The sequence below is a fragment of the Halotalea alkalilenta DSM 17697 genome (genome assembly GCF_000621205.1).
GTDB lineage: Bacteria > Pseudomonadota > Gammaproteobacteria > Pseudomonadales > Halomonadaceae > Halotalea > Halotalea alkalilenta.
This window is the reverse complement of the sequence record NZ_KK211231.1, coordinates 50,914-68,571: the sequence shown is the minus strand read 5'-3', so window position 1 is coordinate 68,571 and position 17,658 is coordinate 50,914. Positions and strand designations below refer to the sequence as shown.

At 64.5% G+C, this 17,658-nt stretch carries 14 protein-coding genes, 1 tRNA gene and 1 pseudogene; 8 read left to right on the top strand and 8 right to left on the bottom strand.

All coding sequences use genetic code 11. The features are described 5' to 3' along the window. Positions 1 to 63: 63 nt before the first annotated feature. The 3 genes from Q376_RS23215 (at position 64) to Q376_RS0116940 (ending at position 3,594) form a co-directional block, all read left to right on the top strand. Positions 64 to 981 (top strand): alpha/beta fold hydrolase, encoded by a 918-nt coding sequence (locus Q376_RS23215; RefSeq protein WP_052365467.1) that lies wholly within the window; start codon positions 64 to 66, stop codon positions 979 to 981. 134 nt (positions 982 to 1,115) lie between these two features. Further along, a complete protein-coding gene (locus Q376_RS0116945; protein ID WP_027351311.1) occupies positions 1,116 to 2,306 on the top strand; it encodes an MFS transporter in 1,191 nt (396 codons plus the stop codon). Positions 2,307 to 2,448: 142 nt separating this feature from the next. Further along, complete coding sequence (locus Q376_RS0116940; protein ID WP_027351310.1) at positions 2,449 to 3,594, top strand: PQQ-dependent sugar dehydrogenase; 1,146 nt, start codon at positions 2,449 to 2,451, stop codon at positions 3,592 to 3,594. A 48-nt stretch (positions 3,595 to 3,642) separates the two neighbouring features. Here Q376_RS0116940 and Q376_RS23210 read toward each other — a convergent pair whose 3' ends face one another. Next, positions 3,643 to 5,091 (bottom strand): sensor histidine kinase, encoded by a 1,449-nt coding sequence (locus tag Q376_RS23210; protein WP_043448446.1) that lies wholly within the window; start codon positions 5,089 to 5,091, stop codon positions 3,643 to 3,645. Next, positions 5,088 to 5,774 (bottom strand): response regulator, encoded by a 687-nt coding sequence (locus tag Q376_RS0116930; RefSeq protein WP_027351309.1) that lies wholly within the window; start codon positions 5,772 to 5,774, stop codon positions 5,088 to 5,090. Before Q376_RS0116930 ends, Q376_RS23210 begins: the two co-directional genes overlap by 4 nt. Positions 5,775 to 5,973: 199 nt before the next feature. On the opposite strand from Q376_RS0116930, the gene Q376_RS0116925 reads away from it, so the two are divergent. The 3 genes from Q376_RS0116925 to Q376_RS0116915 all read left to right on the top strand — a co-directional run bounded on the left by Q376_RS0116925 (position 5,974) and on the right by Q376_RS0116915 (position 9,022). Then, a complete protein-coding gene (locus Q376_RS0116925; RefSeq protein ID WP_043448445.1) occupies positions 5,974 to 6,981 on the top strand; it encodes a Bug family tripartite tricarboxylate transporter substrate binding protein in 1,008 nt (335 codons plus the stop codon). Between the two features lie 69 nt (positions 6,982 to 7,050). Further along, on the top strand, positions 7,051 to 7,509 hold the full coding sequence (locus tag Q376_RS0116920; protein ID WP_027351307.1) for a tripartite tricarboxylate transporter TctB family protein: 459 nt from the start codon (positions 7,051 to 7,053) through the stop codon (positions 7,507 to 7,509). A gap of 4 nt (positions 7,510 to 7,513) precedes the next feature. Then, complete coding sequence (locus Q376_RS0116915; protein ID WP_027351306.1) at positions 7,514 to 9,022, top strand: tripartite tricarboxylate transporter permease; 1,509 nt, start codon at positions 7,514 to 7,516, stop codon at positions 9,020 to 9,022. 82 nt (positions 9,023 to 9,104) lie between these two features. On the opposite strand, the gene bglX is transcribed toward Q376_RS0116915, so the two are convergent. Further along, positions 9,105 to 11,342: a beta-glucosidase BglX gene (gene bglX, locus Q376_RS0116910; RefSeq protein ID WP_027351305.1), complete on the bottom strand. Its 2,238-nt coding sequence runs from the start codon at positions 11,340 to 11,342 to the stop codon at positions 9,105 to 9,107. A gap of 209 nt (positions 11,343 to 11,551) precedes the next feature. Here bglX and Q376_RS0116905 point away from each other — a divergent pair, with 209 nt between their 5' ends. Further along, the gene (locus Q376_RS0116905) at positions 11,552 to 11,755 is read left to right on the top strand and encodes a hypothetical protein (protein WP_027351304.1); all 204 of its coding nucleotides are present in this window, start codon (positions 11,552 to 11,554) and stop codon (positions 11,753 to 11,755) included. Between the two features lie 6 nt (positions 11,756 to 11,761). Here the strand turns inward: Q376_RS0116905 and Q376_RS0116900 are convergent, their stop codons facing one another. After that, positions 11,762 to 12,676: a LysR substrate-binding domain-containing protein gene (locus Q376_RS0116900; protein ID WP_027351303.1), complete on the bottom strand. Its 915-nt coding sequence runs from the start codon at positions 12,674 to 12,676 to the stop codon at positions 11,762 to 11,764. 125 nt (positions 12,677 to 12,801) lie between these two features. Between Q376_RS0116900 and Q376_RS0116895 the strand changes: the two genes are divergently transcribed. Beyond that, a tRNA-Thr gene (locus Q376_RS0116895) sits at positions 12,802 to 12,877 on the top strand. Positions 12,878 to 12,993: 116 nt separating this feature from the next. Here Q376_RS0116895 and Q376_RS25665 read toward each other — a convergent pair. The 4 genes and pseudogenes from Q376_RS25665 to Q376_RS0116880 form a co-directional block, all read right to left on the bottom strand. Continuing rightward, positions 12,994 to 13,191, bottom strand: a pseudogene (locus tag Q376_RS25665) (transposase); the annotation flags it as partial. Positions 13,192 to 13,304: 113 nt separating this feature from the next. Beyond that, complete coding sequence (locus Q376_RS0116890) at positions 13,305 to 14,003, bottom strand: response regulator (RefSeq protein WP_027351302.1); 699 nt, start codon at positions 14,001 to 14,003, stop codon at positions 13,305 to 13,307. After that, complete coding sequence (locus tag Q376_RS23205; RefSeq protein WP_052365466.1) at positions 14,000 to 15,535, bottom strand: ATP-binding protein; 1,536 nt, start codon at positions 15,533 to 15,535, stop codon at positions 14,000 to 14,002. The genes Q376_RS0116890 and Q376_RS23205 overlap by 4 nt, the downstream gene beginning before the upstream one ends. Next, complete coding sequence (locus Q376_RS0116880; protein WP_043448444.1) at positions 15,532 to 17,412, bottom strand: potassium transporter Kup; 1,881 nt, start codon at positions 17,410 to 17,412, stop codon at positions 15,532 to 15,534. The genes Q376_RS23205 and Q376_RS0116880 overlap by 4 nt, the downstream gene beginning before the upstream one ends. Between the last annotated feature and the right edge of the window lie 246 nt (positions 17,413 to 17,658).

The following is a 17,658-nucleotide window of genomic DNA, read 5'->3' as shown; positions in this document are numbered from 1 at the left end:
TGGCACCCCCTGGTCACGGTGGAGTGCTATGGTTCAGTGACAGCAACCGATGGGGAGACCGACATGAACCAGAGCGAGGAGACCTTCTCCTGGCAATGGCAGGGGAAGCCAATGACGGTAGCGGTGACGCGCTGCGGCGCAGGCCCAACGCTTTTGATCCTGCCTGCTTTGTCGACTATCTCGACCCGTCACGAGGTGCTGGCGCTGCAGCGCTTGCTTGGCGCCCGCTATGCCACCGTGGCGGTGGATTGGCCCGGTTTCGGCGAGCTGCCACGCCCGCGGATGCGCTGGACGCCGGATCTGCTCGGTGCCTTCGTCATCGCGCTGCTGGCGCACTACGCGCCGCGCTATGCGGTGGCCGCGGGGCACGGCGCGGGCTATCTGCTCGAGGCGCTGTCGCGCACAGATGCCGCAGCGTCGAGTCCGGTCGAGGCGGCGGCGCTGCTGGCCCCCACCTGGCGAGGGCCGCTGCCGACCATGGCCAATAGCGTGCAGACTCGTCGTGACCGCCCGCTCTATCGTCGGCTGCGCCGGGCGGTCGATGCGCCGCTGCTCGGACCATTGCTCTACCGGCTGAACGTCTGCGCGCCGATGGTGCGCAAGATGAGCACCGAGCACGTCTACGAGGACCCACGCTGGCTCGATGATCCGCAGCGCATGGCGTCCAAGCGGGCGGTGCTCGAGGCCGAGAACGCCCGCTTCGCTTCGGTTCGCTTCGTCACCGGTGCGCTCGACCCGTTCATCTCCCGTCAAGCCTTCCTCGATGCGGCGAGCGCTGCGGGAATTCCGCTGCTGGTGCTGGTGCCCGAGCTTGCGCCGAAGCGTTCCAAGGCCGAGATGCTCGCGCTCGGTACGCTCGACCGGGTCACCCTCGAGCTGCTCCCGCACGGCCGGCTGGCGAGCCATGAGGAGTTTCCCGCCCAGGCGGCGCGGTGCATCGAGGAGTGGGGGCAGTTCTCATACGATCGACAGGGGGACTAGCGCAAAAAACGCGGGCATAAGACTTTAGTCGTCTGCGATCCCTGTCCTATACTCGCCCCCTTGTTGACCCTGCGACGGCCGCTTTGGCGGCGGCCGTCTTGCGTCCGTGACCTACCTTGCTGAGCGGGACTTCGATGCCTCTACCGATTATCGCGCTGGCCATTGCCGCCTTTGGCATTGGCACGACCGAATTCGTCATCATGGGCCTTCTGCCCGAGATGGCAGCGGATCTACAGGTCAAGATTTCCCAGGCTGGCATGCTGGTGACGGGCTATGCGATGGGGGTCGTGGTCGGCGGCCCGATCCTTGCGGTGATCTCGGCGCGCTGGCCGCGCAAGCCGACGCTGATCGCGCTGACTTGCTTGTTCGTCATCGGTAACGTCGCCTGCGCACTGGCGCCGGGCTACTACACGCTGATGGCCGCGCGGGTGCTGACATCGCTCTCCCACGGCGCCTTCTTCGGCATCGGTGCGGTGACCGCGGCGAGCTTGGTGCCGCCGGAGAAGCGCGGGCATGCGATCTCGCTGATGTTCGCGGGGCTCACCCTGGCCAACGTGCTCGGGGTGCCGTTCGGTACCGCGCTCGGCCAGGCCTTTGGCTGGCGCTCGACCTTCGCTGTGGTCGCATTGATCGGCGTGGTCGCATTGGTCGCGCTTTGGCGTTGGGTGCCGGGCCGGCTGCCGCGCAGCCACGGCCGGATCATCGGCGAGTTCACCGTGCTGCGCCAGAAGCCGGTGCTGCTGGCGCTGGGGATGAGCGTGCTCGCCTCGGTGAGCATGTTCTCGGTGTTCACCTACATCACCCCGATGCTCAACCAGGTCACCGGCGTCGGTGGCCATACGGTGACGCTGTTCCTCCTGGTCTTTGGCGTCGGGCTGACCTTCGGCAGCCTGCTCGGCGGGCGGCTTTCCGGCGGCAAGCTGATGCCGCCGATGATCAAGCTGATGGCGGGCGTCGTTGCGATCCTGGTGATCTTCTGGCTGGCCTTGGCCGATTTCTGGATCGCGCTGGCCACCATGTTCATTTGGGGCATGTTCGCCTTCGCCCTGGTGCCGCTGCTGCAGCTTCTGATCGTCGACCAGTCCGCGGAGGCGCCGAATCTGGCCTCGACGCTGAACCAGAGCGCGTTCAATCTCGGTAACGCGATCGGTGCGACGCTCGGTGGCGTGGTGATCGACGCAGGCCTGCCGTATGGCCAGCTGCCGCTGTTCGGCGCGCTGCTGATGCTGCTCGCACTCGGCGTCGCCCTCTACACCCTCAGGATGTTCAACCACCGTGCCGCGCGCGAGCGGGCGTCGATGCAGATCGCCGAAAACCAGGCGTGAAACGCGCAGGCGATGCGCGTTTCACGCCGTCGCCGGCGTTCGATCCTTGTGCGCGGCTTAAACTCTCGCTGCCTGGCTAGCGTGGGCGGCCTCACCGGTTAGGCTTGAAGAGGTTCTCAATCCATCCTGGCCGGAGTCTCCCATGCTGCGTTTTCCGTTCGCGCTCGCGCTCCTCCTCTGCGCGGCCCCGAGTCTTGCACTGACGCCTCCCGAAGGGGCCGATGCCAGCGAATACCCAAGCGAGCGTGGCACGCTTCGCGTCACCTCGATCGTGGAAGGCCTCGAGCGCCCCTGGGCGCTCGCCTTTCTTCCCGACGGCCGGGCGCTGGTCAGCGAGAAGCCCGGCCGCCTGCGCCTGGTCTCCGGCGCAGGCGAGCTCTCCGCGCCGCTCGAAGGGCTCCCCGAGGTCTGGGCGCAGCGGCAGGGTGGGCTGCTCGACATCGCCGTGCCGCCCGATTTCGAGCATGATCCCTGGATCTACTTCACCTACGCGGAGGCGGGGGACGATGGCCGCGCCGGTACTGCGCTGGCGCGTGCCCGGCTCGAGGGCGAGAGGCTGAGCGAGGTCGAGGTGCTGTTCCGCCAGGCCGACAAGCTCTCCACCGGCAATCATTTCGGCTCTCGCATCGTGTTCGCCGATGACGGCACCTTGTTCGTCGCCCTCGGCGAGAACAACCAGCGGCCTACCGCGCAGCGCCTCGATCTGCACCAGGGCAAGGTGGTGAGGCTCAATCGCGACGGCAGCGTACCCACCGACAACCCCTTCGTCGGCGACGACGATGCGCTCGACGAGATCTGGTCCTACGGGCACCGCAATCCGCAGGGCGCCGCGCTGCATCCCGACAGCGGCGCGCTGTGGGTCAACGAGCACGGGCCGCGCGGCGGCGACGAGATCAACCTGCCCCGGGCCGGCGCCAACTACGGCTGGCCACTCGCTACCCATGGCCTCGACTACTCCGGTCAGCCGATCGCCGAAGCCCAGGGCACCGAGGTGGAAGGTACCGAGCCGCCGGACTACGTCTGGGAGGTTTCGCCTGGGGTGAGCGGCATGGCGTTCGCCACCGATGAGCGCCTGGGCGAGTGGCAGGGCGATCTGTTCATCGGTGCGCTGGCGACCGAGGAGCTGATCCGGCTCGAGCTCGATGGTGACCGGGTCAGCCACGAGGAGCGGCTGCTCGCCGGGCGAGGGGAGCGCATTCGCGATGTGCGCCAAGGCCCCGATGGCGCGCTCTACCTGCTCACCGATCACGACGACGGCAAGCTGCTCAAGCTCGAACTGCTCGACTGAACGGGCATCTTCATCAGGCGGGGCGGCTAGCGGCGCCTTCCGAGCGCTTCAGGCGGGTTGTAGCCGTTTCGGGGTGGGCGACGGCTCGACGGTGACGAACGCCACGCGGGCCAGCGTGCCGCCCTGCTGGCCTTCGCTGAGGGTGATCTCTGCGCCGTGGGCGGTGCAGATGCGCTGGGCGATCGCAAGCCCGAGGCCGGTACCGCTGATCGCGTTGCGCTCGTCGAAGCGCTCGCGATGGCGACCGCGGTAGAACCGCTCGAACACCCGCTCCCGCTCCTCTTCGGGGATACCCGGCCCGTCATCCTCGACTTCCAGCACGCCATCTCGTGCGACCTTCACCAGTATCTGCCCGCCCTTCGGCGTATAGGCCTGCGCATTGCCGATCAGGATCGCCAACAGCTCGTTGATCAGCGCTGCGTCGGCCGCGATCCAGCACGGCCCATCCGCCTCGAAGGCGAGCCCCAGCCCGCGCTGATGGGCGAGCGAAGCCATGCCGAGGCAGAAGTCGCGGGTCAGGGCGGTGAGCTCGCAGGGTGCGAAGGCGCGTCGCTGGAGATCGTTCTCGACCCTTGCCAGCGACAATAGCCGGTTGGAAAGCAGGGTGAGCTGCTCGAGGTCGTGCTGGACGCGGGTGAGGATGGCGCGCAAATCGCTCTGCGCGCCGTTGCGCAAGCCAAGCTCAAGCTGGGCACGCAGGGCGAACAGCGGTGTGCGCAGCTGGTGGGCGGCGTCGGCGACGAAGTCGCGCTGGGCGCTGAGCACCTCCTCGAGCCGCACGGTCAGGTGATTGATCGCCTCGATCAGCCCGCGTACTTCACGCTGCACGCCGTCCAGCGGCAGCGGACCGAGGTCGTTGGCGTCGCGGCTCTGGATCATCCGCGCGACCCGCTCGAGCGGGCGCAGCGCGGTGCCGATCGCGGCGGCGAAGAGCAGGAAGGCGACCAGCGCGAAGAGGGCGAGCTGCAGCATCGAGCGCTCCAGCAGCTGGCGCATCAGCTGGCGGTGGATGTCGCGATGCTCGGCGACGCGGATCTCCGCCATGCCGCTGAGTCGGGCGTCGGAGAGCGGTACCAGCAGCGAGACCACCCGTACCTCGCGGTTGCCGTAGTCGGCATCGAAAAAGCGCGCCAGCGCCGGATAGCGACGGGTGAGCGCGAGCCCTTCGGGGGGGGCGGGAAGATCGACGAAACCGGCGGCCTGGCGACCGCGTGGGTCGATCACCTGGTAGTAGGCGCTACCGCCGCTGTCCAGCGAGAAGGGGTCGAGCACCGAATAGGGCACATTGGCGATCAGCTGCTCGCCCTCGACCTGCAGCGAATCGCCGATCACCCTTGCGGCGGTCAGCAGCGAGCGGTCGTAGGCGATCTCGGCGTTGGCGCGAGCATCGAGCCAGCTCTTCAGCGCGGCGAGGCCGAGCAGCGCCAGCAGCGCCAGGCCGATCCAGCCCAGCAGCCTGCCGCGCAGCGAGGGAGTGCGAACCGAACCGGGGCTCACTCGGCGATGGCCTCACGGGTAATCGTCTCGAGCTGATAGCCCAGGCCGCGGAAGGTGACGATGCGCACGTCGGCGCTGGCGAGCTTCTTGCGCAGCCGATGGATGTAGACCTCGATCGCATCGAACGAGCCCGATTCCTCATTGCAGAATACCTGGCCTGCGAGCTGCTCCTTGCTGACGATCCTGCCGCTGCGGCTGATCAGGATCTCGAGCACCGCGAGTTCGCGCTGGGTCAGCGCGAGCGGGCGCTGGCCGAGGGTGAACTGGCGATCCTCGGTGTCGTAGGCGAGCGCACCGCAGTGATGCAGGCGCTGGCCGTCGTGACGGGTCCGCCTGAGTACGGCGTTGATCCGCGCCTCCAGCTCGGAGAGCGAGAAGGGTTTGACCAGGTAGTCGTCGGCGCCGAGGTTGAGCCCCTTGACCCGGTCGTTGATGTTGCCGCGGGCCGAGATCAGGAGCACCGGCAGCCGGCTGTCGCGGCGCCTGAGCCAGGCCAGCAGCGCGAAGCCGTCGAGCCCGGGCAGGCCGATGTCGAGCAGCAGCATGGTATAGCGCTCGGTCTCGAGCATGGTCTGCGCGGTCAGCCCGTCGCCACAGGCATCCACCGCCCAGTTCGATGCGCGCAGCGCATCGGTGAGGGTGACCGACAGCGAAGGGTGGTCTTCGACCAATAGGATACGCATCGCGGCTCTCCTGAAAGCTTGTTGAAAGTCTCGCTCGATAGCCTGGACGCCGAGTGAATCGTCGGCCGCGTCAACCGCGCGGCACCCCATGTGAGGGTATCGGGCGGGGGAGAAAAAGATAATCGACATCCCCCTAGCACTTTGGTCTCGGTCCTTGGCCGAGCCGGCGCCCGCTGCCCGAAGAATCCAGGAGAACCCGATGTCCCCGTCCACCTTCCAACCCTTTTCCGGCGCCCGCTTGCTGCTGTCGGTGGCGTGTCTTCTCGGCCTAGCCGTCGCCCAGCCGGCGATGTCCGAGGAGCCGCGTCGTCCCGAGTGCATCGCCCCCGCCTCGCCCGGCGGTGGCTTCGACCTGACCTGCAAGCTGGCCCAGAGCGCGCTGGTGCAGCAGGGCCTGCTGTCGTCGCCGATGCGCGTCACCTACATGCCGGGTGGGATCGGCGCGGTGGCCTACAACGCGGTCGCCGCGCAGCGTTCGGGCGAGGAGGGCACCATCGTCGCCTGGTCCAGCGGCTCGTTGCTCAACCTCGCCCAGGGCAAGTTCGGCCGCTTCGATGAGCAGGCGGTGAAGTGGCTCGCAGGCGTTGGTACCACCTACGGTGCGCTGGTGGTGCGCGCTGATTCGCCGTTCCAGGACCTCGACGACCTGGTCGATGCGTTGAAGAGCAATCCGGGCGAGGTGGTGATCGGCGCCGGCGGCACGGTGGGCAGCCAGGACTGGATGCAGACCGCGCTGATGGCCAGGGCCGCCGGCATCGATCCGCGGGCGATGCGCTACGTCGCGATGGAGGGTGGGGGCGAGCTGATCACCGCGCTGCTCGGTAGCCATATCCAGGTCGCGAGCTCCGACATCGCCGACACCATGCCGCATGTCGAATCCGGCGACGTCCGGGTGCTGGCGGTGTTCGCCGAGGAGCGCCTGCCCGGCGAACTGGCCTCCCAGGTGCCCACCGCGATCGAGCAGGGCTACGACATCAATTGGCCGGTAGTCCGCGGCTTCTACGTCGGGCCGGATGTCTCGGAGGAGGCCTACGACTGGTGGGTCGAGGCCTTCGATACGCTGCTGGAGACCGAGGAGTTCGCCCAGCTGCGCGCGGATCGCGACATGTTCCCCTTCGCGATGACCGGCGATGAGCTGCGCCAGTACGTCGACGAACAGGTCGCCCTTTACCGGCAGATGGCCACCGAGTTTGGCCTGATCCAGTAATCGTCGCCGCGGGCGTGTCCGCCGGATGCGCCCGCCTGGGCTCCCATCGCTTCCATGGAGGTCATCTTGATGATCTACCAACGCGTCTTTCTCGCCGTGCTGCTGCTGGTCTGCGCCATCCTGGCGGTGATCGCTTTCGGCTATCACGCGCCTTTCTCCTACGAGCCGGTCGGGCCGCGCGCCTATCCGCTGCTGCTGCTGACGCTAATCATGGCCGGTACCCTCTACCTGCTGTTCCGGCCGGGTACGATCACCCTCGGCGAGGGAGACGAACACCTCGACCGGCACGTGCTGGCCAAGATCACGCTCTGCGTGGTGCTGTTCACGATCTTCGCCGCCTGCTACGAGATGCTCGGCTTCATCGTCTCGAGCTTCGGCTTCGCGGTGCTGATGGGGCGGCTCTATGGCGGTACCTGGATCGCCAGCCTGATCGGCGGCGTGCTGATGTCGATCGGCTTCTATTGGCTGTTCGACCGTATCCTCGATGTGCCCCTGCCGCTGGGCATCCTCTCTTCCCTGGAGTTCTAGAACCATGGAAACCTTGTCCTACCTGGGCCAGGGCTTCGGTGTCGCGACGACGCCGTTCAACCTGTTCACCGCCCTCTGCGGCACCCTGATCGGCACCATCGTAGGTCTCCTGCCCGGCCTCGGCCCGATCAATGGCGTCGCGCTTTTGATCCCGATCGCTTTCGCTCTCGGCCTGCCGCCCGAGACCGCGCTGATCCTGCTCGCCGCGGTCTATCTCGGCTGCGAGTACGGCGGCCGTATCTCCTCGATCCTGCTCAACATCCCGGGCGAAGCCTCGGCGGTGATGACCACCCTCGACGGCTACCCGCTGGCGCGCCAGGGCAAGGGCGGGATCGCGCTTTCGATCTCGGCCTGGAGCTCGTTCATCGGTGGCCTGATGGCCACCATCGGGGTGGTGATCTTCGCCCCGCTGCTGGCGAGCTGGGCGGTCGCCTTCGGCCCGGCGGAGTACTTCGCGCTGATGGTGTTCGCGATCGTCTGCCTTGCCGGCATGGCCGGCAACAAGCCACTCAAGACCGCGGTCGCGGCGATGATCGGGTTGTTCCTGTCGAGCGTGGGCATCGACTCCAACAGCGGCGTCTATCGCTTCACCTTCGGCAGTCTCGGGCTCTCCGACGGCATCCAGTTCGTCGTCCTGGTGCTCGGCCTGTTCAGCGTCAGCGAGATCCTGGTGCTGCTCGAGCGCACCCATCGCGGCCAGAAGGCGATCCAGGCCAGCGGACGGATGCTGTTCAATCTCAAGGAGGGGGCGTCGGTCTTCCTGACCAATCTGCGCGGCGGGGCGATCGGCTTCTTCCTCGGCATCCTGCCCGGCGCGGGAGCGACGCTTGCAAGCGCCGTGGCCTACATGTCCGAAAAGCGGATCAACGACCAGGAGGGCACCTTCGGCAAGGGCGACCTGCGCGGCCTCGCCGCCCCGGAGACCGCCAACAGCGCCTCTGCCTGCGGCTCGATGGTGCCGATGCTGACGCTCGGGGTGCCGGGCTCGGGCACCACCGCGGTGATGCTCGGCGCACTGACGCTCTACAACATCACACCGGGGCCGTTACTGTTCCAGAACCAGCCGGACATCGTCTGGGGACTGATCGCATCGCTGTTCATCGCCAACCTGATGCTGATCGTGATGAACGTACCGATGATCCGGATATTCACCAAGATCCTCGCCGTGCCTTACTGGGCGCTGGTGCCGGCGATCGCGATCATCACCTCGATCGGGGTGTACGCGGTGCATGCCACCACGTTCGACCTGTTTTTGATGATCGCGATCGGCGTGATCGGCTACATCCTGCGCAAGTTCGACTTCCCGCTGTCAGCGATCCTGCTCGGTTTCATCCTCGGCGGACTGATGGAGCAGAACCTGCGTCGAGCGCTTTCGATCTCCAACGGCGATCTCGGCATCCTCTTCTCCAGCCCGATCTGCTGGGGCGTCTGGGCGTTGACCGCGCTGATGATCGTACTGCCGATGCTGCGCGGCTGGCGTCGGCGGCTGCGCACCGTGCGCGCCGGAGGCTGAGCCGCTGGGCTGAAGACGCCGCCCCACCGCGTAATCGATTAGCGGTGGGGCGGTTTTCGTTGATGAGGGTGGGAAAATGGCTCTAGCGCCGCTTCGCCGGTCGATAGTCGAAGCCGACGCACTGGGTACGCTGGCAGTCGGGGCCGATATGGAGCTCGAAGCGGCCGGGCTCGACCCGCCAGGCGAGGTCATGGCTGATGAAGCCCAGCTGGCCGAGGCCGACGACGAAGCCGACCTCCCGACTCTCTCCGGGTTCGAGGGTCACGCGGGCGAAGTCGATCAGTTCGCGCACGGGCCGGCTGATACTGGCCACGGGATCGCGCAGGTAGAGCTGGACCACCTCCACCCCGGGGCGCTCGCCCTGGTTGGAAAGCTCTATGCGTAGTTCGACGGTGTCGTGCTCGCCTTCGATCAGATCACGGTCGAGACGGGGCGTGCCGTATTCGATGCGGGCGTAGCCAAGGCCATGGCCGAAGGGATACAGCGGGGTGTTGGCGACATCGAGATACTTCGAGGTATAGCGTTCACCAGCGTCGAATGGACGGCCGGTCGGCGCCTGAGCGTAGTACAGCGGCAGCTGGCCGACCGCGCGGGGAAAGCCCATCGGCAGCCGTGCGCAGGGCGCGTGGTCGCCGAACAGCAGCTCGACCAGCGCCGCGGCGCCCTCGATCCCCGGCCACCAAGCATGCAGCAGCGCCTGGGCCTTGGGGGCGAGTTCGCTGAGTACCAGCGGGCGACCGCTCATCGTCACCACCACGGTTGGCGTACCGGTGCCGATCACCTTCAGGGCGAGCTCGAGCTGGTGGCCCGGCAGCCCGATGTCGGCACGGCTCGCCGCCTCGCCGCTCATGGACTCGCGCTCGCCGAGCACTAGGATCGCGACCTGTGCCTGGCTTGCCTCGCGTACCGCTGCGTCGATCGCTTCCTTCACTTTATGCCGATGGCCGTTCTCGTTCGTCTTCGGTACGCCACGACTATGGGTGATCAACGCATCGGGCAGGCGGTCGCCGAGCGCTTCGAGCACGCTGGTCACTTCATCCGCTCGTCCGTCGCCGTGCCAGGGACCGAGCAGGTCCGCGTGCGAGTCGGCCAGCGGGCCGATCAGCGCTACCCGCTCGAGCTGATCGGAGAGCGGCAGCAGGCCATCGTTTTCGAGCAGCACCATCGATTCACGCGCGATCGCGCGTGCGGTCTCGAGATGCTCGGGGGCGAGCAGGGTCGTGCGCTCGCGCTGTTCGTCGCTGTAGCGGTAGGGGTCGTCGAACAGTCCGAGGGCGTACTTGAGCACCAGGATGCGCTTCACCGCCTGGTCGATGCGTGCGCCATCGACGGCTCCCTCGGCGACCAGTTCGGCGAGGTGGTCGAGGAAGTAGCCATCCTGCATGTCCATGTCGACCCCGGCATTGACCGCCAGCCGGGCGGCATCCTTCGAGTCCTCGGCGACGCCGTGGTGGATCAGCTCCATCACCGCGGTGTAGTCGGTCACCACCAGGCCCTCGAAGCCCCATTCGTGGCGCAGGATCTGGTCCAGCAGCAAGGGGTTGCAGCTCGCCGGCACACCGTCGAGCGCGTTGAAGGCGGTCATCAGCGTAGCGACCCCCGAGTCGATCGCCGTCTTGAACGGCGGCAGGTAGACGCTCCTCAGCACCCGTTCGGAGATATCCACGCCGTTGTAGTCGCGTCCTGCTTCGGCCGCGCCGTAGGCGGCGTAGTGCTTGACGCAGGCTGCGACGCTGTCGATTGACTCGATCGAGTCTCCTTGCAGTCCGCGTATCTGAGCGGCGGCGACCAGGCCTCCGAGCAGCGGGTCCTCTCCCGCGCCTTCCATCACGCGGCCCCAGCGTGGATCGCGGCCGATATCGACCATCGGCGTGAACACCCAATGGATACCGGCCGAGGCGGCCTCGCGCGCGGCGACCCTGGACGCTGCCTCTATCGCCTCCGGGTGCCAGCTCGAAGCCATCGCCAGCGGGATCGGGAAGATGGTGCGAAAGCCGTGGATCACGTCATAGCCGAACAGCAGCGGGATGCCGAGACGGCTACCCTCGACCGCGAGACGTTGCATTCGCCGGGTGAAGTCGGCATCGAAGCTGTTGAAGACCGACCCGACCCGGCCGGCGCGGATGTCCTGCTCGTAGTCGTCGCGCACCGAGGGCCCGGTGACATCCCGGTCGCTGGTGAACTGGGTCATCTGGCCGATCTTCTCTTCGAGGGTCATGCGCGCCAGCAGCGCCTCGGCACGTCGCTCGAACTCGGCCAGCCGCGCCGGCGCCAAGCCTAGATAGGGAACCTTGAGCGTGCTGAGAGCATGGATGGACATCTCGTTCTCCACCATTTGCGAAGTTTCAACGAGGATAGCGCATCGCCTTCGAGGGGCGTTGCGGCATGCGGCAAAGAGTCGTCTGGCGCCGCGAAGGAAGGGGCGATACTATCTTTATATTGAGTTAAGGTAGGAGCGTGATGGATGCGCCTACCCGTTGTCGTCGGTCGATACGTTTTCGGACGTCGTGGAACGAGATGAGATACGAAATGAGGATCACCAACAGGCTGCGATTGCCACTCGCGACGGGATGCCTGGTTCTGGTGACGGGTTATGCATTCGTCGCGTTGCTCAAATGGGAACCCAACTTCACCGCCTGGCCTTGTCTGCTCCAGCTGGGCGTAGTGTGCCTGGCGTTCATCGCAGCGTTGGTTTCTGCCACCGTGCTTAGGTTGTTCGGTGCCGACGACTGAGCGGGCTCACTCTTCCCGCGCGAGGCAGAATTCGATGAAGCGTTTGACCAGAGCGCTTCGGTACTTGTCGCGGTGAACCAGCAGGTGGAACAGGCGTTCGATCACGAGTCTCGAGCCATCCTCGAGCCTGATCTCCAGTTCCACCAACCGACCGTCGCGCAGTGCATGGCTCGCCTCCCGCTCGGAAACGCAGGTCAAGCCGAGCCCCGCCGCGGTGGCATTGATGATCGCTTCCGCCGAGTTGAGCTCCAGGCTCGCCTCCCAGCGCTCTAGGCGCGTCGACAGCGCGCGCATGAACTGCTCCCGGGTACCCGAACCCTGCTCGCGCAGCACCCACGCCTGCCCCTCCAGCGCGCTCACCGGCAGTGGCCCTTGCTGCTCCCACGAGGCCAGCGGGTGATCGTGACCGGCGACCACCAGCAGCCGGTCACGGCACCAATCGATCACCTCGAGCTCGCCTGACTGGGCCTCACCCTCGATCAGGCCGATATCGAGTTCGAAGCGCTCCAGTGCTGCGCAAACGTCACGGCTGTTGGCCAGGCTCACCCGCTGGTCGCGATGGCCGGTGGCATCACGGAAATCGCGCAGTAGCCACGGCAGCAGCTGGTTACCGATGGTATGGCTGGCACCGATCCGCAGCTGGCCACGAAGCACATCGCCATCGCTCGAAAACAGCGCCTCCACCTCCCGATGGCGGGCCAGCAGCTCATCCGCCATCGGCAGCAAGCGTTTACCCAGGTCATTGATGTAGAGGCGATTCTTATGGCGATCGAAGAGCACATGACCAAGCTGGCGCTCGAGCTCCGACAGCGCCATGCTGACCGCCGGCTTGGTCAGGTAAAGCCGCTCGGCCGCCGCAGTGATACTGCCTTCGCTAGCGATGGCGACGAAGATGCTGAGCTGACGCGGGGCGATTTTCATCGTTCAGTCCGAATGAATTTCCTGTCATCTTACGCTACTCGCGCTGAACGTTTCAGCTCGATTCTCCCGACCGAGCGCAAGGGCTTCTCAGCCTGGAGCGAAGCGATTAGAATACGCGCCGGCCCGCCGGTATAGCTCAGTTGGTAGAGCAGCGCATTCGTAATGCGAAGGTCGTAGGTTCGACTCCTATTACCGGCACCAACACTAATTTGTTGTTTGTAAACCATTTTTATGGTTAAAAAGCCGCCATTCCGGGCGGCTTTTTTGAGCGCCCGCGCCAGCAGGCTTACTCCTTCGTCGTCTGGCTCGCTCCACTTGGCAAAGTATGAATGTACCGTGCGCCACTTTGGGAAGTCGCTAGGCGGGGCTCGCCACTGACAGCCCGTGCGCAGCAGGTACAGCACTGCGCACCACACTTCGTACAGATCCACGGTCCGTGGCTTGGCGCGTTTGCGCGCCCGTTCCAGGATTGGACGGATCTGCTCGAACCGTTCACGGCTGGTGTCGACGGATATGTCCCCAGAAGAGATCGGGAATGGGTCGATTAAGCAATCGGTTCAGCCGACATGGGAACGAGCACGAAGCTTGTGCGCCGTCATCATGGAATTTTGTTCGTTACGGCTGAATCCTAGTTTTCTTCTGAAGTGAAGCGATAACCCACACCAGGCTCTGTCGCTATCAGTTTCGGGACGGTCGAATCGTCACCGAGCTTGGCACGCAACTTGCCAACTACAATGCGCAGATAGTGGCTGTCATTGACGTGAGTTGGTCCCCAGATTTCGCGCAATAGCTGAGTCTGAGTCACGATTCGCCCCGGCTCAGTGGCGAGCCGCTCGAGCACTGCGTACTCCTTGGGAGTGAGATGCAGCAGCTCGCCACCGAGGCTGACCTGATGAGCGGCGAAGTCGATCTTTAGCTTGCCGTGGATGAACGGTGCACGAGCGTCGCCGCGACTGCGTCGCTCACGCAGGTTGGCACGAATCCGAGCGAGCAGTTCGCGAATGCCGAACGGTTTGGTCACATAGTCGTTAGCCCCAGCGTCGAGCAGGCGCACTTTCTCCTCTTCAGTGGCACGAGCCGAGATCACCACCACTGGCACCGAGGACCATTGACGAAGTGCCGACAGCACCTCGAAGCCGTCTAGGTCGGGCAGCCCTAGATCGAGTAGGATCAGATCCGGGGCGCGAGATCCAGCGAGGGCGACCCCTTCTGCGCCGGTCGAGGCTTCGGTGACTTCGAATTCCTGCGAACTCAGGCTGATCCGCAGGAAGCGTCGAATCGGGAATTCGTCGTCAATCACCAATATGTGGGGACGATCTCGGCTCATGCATGCTCGTCCTTTGCATCTGTTGGCGAGGCGCCTATCGGCAACTCGAGTTCGATGGCCGTTCCTCGGCCGTCGATTCCTTCGAGTGCGCGCGTCGTGCCGCCGTGGGCTTCGACGATACCACGACAGATCGTCAGTCCCAGCCCGCTCCCGTGTGGGCCGCGGTCGCCCTGTAAGGCGGTGAAGAACGTATCGAATACCCGCTCGCGCTCGGCTTCAGGGATGCCTGGACCACTATCTTCGATTCTCCAGCGCAACCATTGTCCTTCCAGCTCAGTGGTAACTCGGATATCACCCTGCTCAGGCGAGAACTTGATCGCGTTTTCGAGTACGTTTACCAGCGCTTGTTCGATCAAGCCCGAGTTGACGTAAAGAAGTGGTAGCTCAAGCGGAGTTTCGCGCACCAGACGGTGCCCGCTGAGCGATGCTTGCAGTCGAGCGAGCGCTGCCGAGAGCAGGTCGTCGGGATCGGCCCAATCTCGCTCGAGGCGAAGGCCGCCGTGGCCCAGTCGGGTCATTTCCAGGAGGTTTTGCACGTAGCGGTCGAGTCGCGCCGCTTCGCTGAGCACCCCATCGATCAGCTCTCGTTTGTCGGCGACCTCGAGCTCGGCATCGAGATCACGTAAAGCGCTGGAGGCCCCGATGATCGACGCTAAGGGAGTCCGCAGGTCGTGGGAGACTGAGGCCAGTAGTGCTGCACGCAGCCGAGCACTCTCCTCGGCCAGACGCGCTTCGGCTAGCGCTTCGGTCAGCTGGATTCGTGAAAGGGTCATGCCGAGCACATCGCCCAACGCATCGGCCATGGAAGTATGAATGGAATCGTAATGACGACCGTCGCTCTCCACCGCGAGTACCCCGATGGGGCGTGCGGCCTGAATTAGCGTATACAAACGCCAGCCAATCGCCTCGATGCGCTCGTCGCTGCCACTTTCGACGTTGAGCAATCGAGTGATGCACTTGTACAGGTTGGCAGGCGGTCTGGCCTGTCGCGAACGAAAACACTCGATGATGCCGGCACGGGGCATGTACAGGCAGGTGGCGGCACCAAGGATCGTAGCGATTCTTTCGACTCCCAGCCGGGAAGCTTCTTCGCCATCATTGACCCGCGCCAGCGCGCGACTGAAATCGAGAAGCCTGCGAGTACGCTGTTGGGCGGCGTGCAGCGCTTCGTACTGACGGCGCAATCGACCGGCGATCTGACCACCGATCAGTGCCATGATGAAGAAGAACGCCACCGTCGAGAGCTGCTCGGGCTGAATCATCTTGAAGCTCAGCCGTGGTTCGGTGAAGAGGTAGTTGTAGCTCGCCAAACTGAAACATGCGGCGATGACCGCAGAGCCCGTTCCATGGCGTGTGCCGGTGAGCAGTACTGCGACCATGAACAGCAAAGATAGATTAGCGAAGGAGAGATAGCGCTGGATCGGCATCGCCACCAGGATCGCCAGTATCACCGCCGCTAGCGCGAACGCCAGTCCGGACGGCCACCCCCTACGAGCGCCGCGCTTGTCCACGACAGGCACCTCTTCTTTCATAGCTCGACCTGAGCGCCGATCTCGATAACTCGATGTGAGGGCAAGCCGAAAGCTCCCATCGGGCTGTGCTCATTGCGCTGCATCAGCGCGAAAAGTCCCTGCCAATGCAGCCCCTCGGGCTTGCCAACCGGTACTTCACGGCTGACGAACCAACTGACCGACCCAGCATTTAGCCCAGCGGCGCAGCGGCCGCAGTGCTTCAGCGCCGCCGGCAGATCGGGGGCATCCATGAAGCCGAAGTGCAGCTCAAGGCGAGTCACTCCCTTTCCATGGTAGTGCGTTTCACAACGCCCATCGTCCGGCACGTGTGGTACTTCGTCGGTGATCACGGTAAGCAGGATCACGCGCTGGTGGAGGACATGATTGTGTTCGAGGTTGTGCAGCAGCGCCGAGGGAACCGCGCGATTGGGAGCGGTCAGGTAGATCGCACAGCCGTCGACTCGCACCGGCGGCGCGTCGCGCAGCCTGCCGAGCAGAGACTCGACCGTACACTCACTGGGCCCAGAAGAGGTTTCTACCCTTGCCTGGCCGCGCCGCCAAGTCATCATCAGCAGGAACACCAGCAGCGCGATCGCTACCGGCACTGCCCCGCCATGGAAAAACTTGATCAGATTGGCACTGAGCAGCATGGTATCGACGGCGAGGAAAGCGAGCACGAGAGGGGCCACCGACCACCAGGGCCAATGCCAATGACGCGTCATCACGAGGGCCATCAGCAAGCTGGTGATCAACATCGTGCCCGTCACCGCCACCCCATAGGCGGCAGCAAGGTTGGACGAGCTTTGGAAGACCACGATCAGGGCCAAGACTCCGGCCATCACCACCCAGTTGACCATCGGTATGTAGATCTGGCCGATCGAGGTATCCGAGGTATGGCGAAGCCGTAAGCGCGGTAGATAGCCCAAATTGATCGCTTGCTGGGTCAGCGAGAATGCGGCGGTAATCACTGCCTGCGAGGCGACGATTGACGCCAGCGCCGCGAGCAGGATCATCGCAGGCAATAGCGACGTCGGTACCAAAAGATAGAACGGATTGCGGATCGCTGTGGAATCCGCCAACAGCAACGCTCCTTGGCCGAAGTAGTTGAGCAGCAAGGCTGGAAAGGCGACCAGCAACCAGGCTCGGACGATGGCGGCGCGGTTGAAGTGGCCTAGATCAGCGTAGAGTGCCTCGGCCCCGGTGATTGCCAGCGTGATCGCCGAGAAGATTACCAGTCCCACGCCGGGATGGTCGGCGAAGAAGTTCAGCGCCCAGCGTGGATCGATTGCCTGGACCACTTCAGGCGCCAGCCAGATGCCACGCAGCCCCAGCAGCCCCAGGACGATGAACCAAAGCAGGATCAGCGGCCCAAACAGCTTGCCTATGCGCTCGGTACCGAATGGTTGGAGCAAGAACAGGACTAGCAGGATCAGCGCCGATACCGGCACCACCCATTCTCCAAGCCGTGGATAGGCGAGCTCCAGCCCTTCCACCGCAGAGAGAACCGACACTGCAGGAGTGATCATGCTGTCGCCGTAGAGTAGCGCGGCACCAAATAACCCTAGCCCGATCATCGTGCTGCGCAGCCGGGAGTTGCTGGGCAGGTAGCGGCAGGCTAACGCCATCAACGCGAGAACCCCGCCCTCGCCTTGGTTGTCTGCACGGGTCACGAACATCACGTACTTGATGCTTACGACCCAAGTCAGTGACCAGAACATAAGCGAAAGGATGCCCAGCACCGATTCTCTGTCGGTGCCGACGCCGTAGCCTCCGCTGAATACTTCCTTGAGTGCATACAACGGACTAGTGCCAATATCACCAAGTACTATCCCGATCGTGGTGATAATCAGCCCTAATCCTGCACGGTTCTTAGTTGAGGAGAAAGAAATGCTGGTCATTCCGGGTGTCCACGTTAGCAAAGCGTGTGCGCAATTTAGCGCCGACGGCAGCTGATAAGAATGACCAGGGGGTGAAAGTAGAGCGATTTTACGGTTTGTTTACGCGCGCCATCCCATCGCCTTTATGTGAGGCTGCTCGAGGCGTTCTATGGCGGCTGCTTAGAGGTGGGGTTTTCCCTGCTGCCTGGTGAAACGACAGAACATTTTTGCTCTGGTGTCGGTGACTGTTACCCTAAGAATTATGCA

Bases quoted from the DNA above. Each gene is read 5' to 3' on its own strand.
- Q376_RS0116900 (WP_027351303.1), bottom strand. From the start codon at position 12,676: ATGAAAATCGCCCCGCGTCAGCTCAGCATCTTCGTCGCCATCGCTAGC.
- Q376_RS0116905 (WP_027351304.1), top strand. From the start codon at position 11,552: ATGAGGATCACCAACAGGCTGCGATTGCCACTCGCGACGGGATGCCTG.
- Q376_RS0116930 (WP_027351309.1), bottom strand. From the start codon at position 5,774: ATGCGTATCCTATTGGTCGAAGACCACCCTTCGCTGTCGGTCACCCTC.
- Q376_RS0116940 (WP_027351310.1), top strand. From the start codon at position 2,449: ATGCTGCGTTTTCCGTTCGCGCTCGCGCTCCTCCTCTGCGCGGCCCCG.
- Q376_RS0116890 (WP_027351302.1), bottom strand. From the start codon at position 14,003: ATGAGCCGAGATCGTCCCCACATATTGGTGATTGACGACGAATTCCCG.
- Q376_RS0116920 (WP_027351307.1), top strand. From the start codon at position 7,051: ATGATCTACCAACGCGTCTTTCTCGCCGTGCTGCTGCTGGTCTGCGCC.
- bglX (WP_027351305.1), bottom strand. From the start codon at position 11,342: ATGTCCATCCATGCTCTCAGCACGCTCAAGGTTCCCTATCTAGGCTTG.
- Q376_RS0116915 (WP_027351306.1), top strand. From the start codon at position 7,514: ATGGAAACCTTGTCCTACCTGGGCCAGGGCTTCGGTGTCGCGACGACG.
- Q376_RS0116945 (WP_027351311.1), top strand. From the start codon at position 1,116: ATGCCTCTACCGATTATCGCGCTGGCCATTGCCGCCTTTGGCATTGGC.
- Q376_RS23205 (WP_052365466.1), bottom strand. From the start codon at position 15,535: ATGAAAGAAGAGGTGCCTGTCGTGGACAAGCGCGGCGCTCGTAGGGGG.
- Q376_RS0116880 (WP_043448444.1), bottom strand. From the start codon at position 17,412: ATGACCAGCATTTCTTTCTCCTCAACTAAGAACCGTGCAGGATTAGGG.
- Q376_RS0116925 (WP_043448445.1), top strand. From the start codon at position 5,974: ATGTCCCCGTCCACCTTCCAACCCTTTTCCGGCGCCCGCTTGCTGCTG.
- Q376_RS23215 (WP_052365467.1), top strand. From the start codon at position 64: ATGAACCAGAGCGAGGAGACCTTCTCCTGGCAATGGCAGGGGAAGCCA.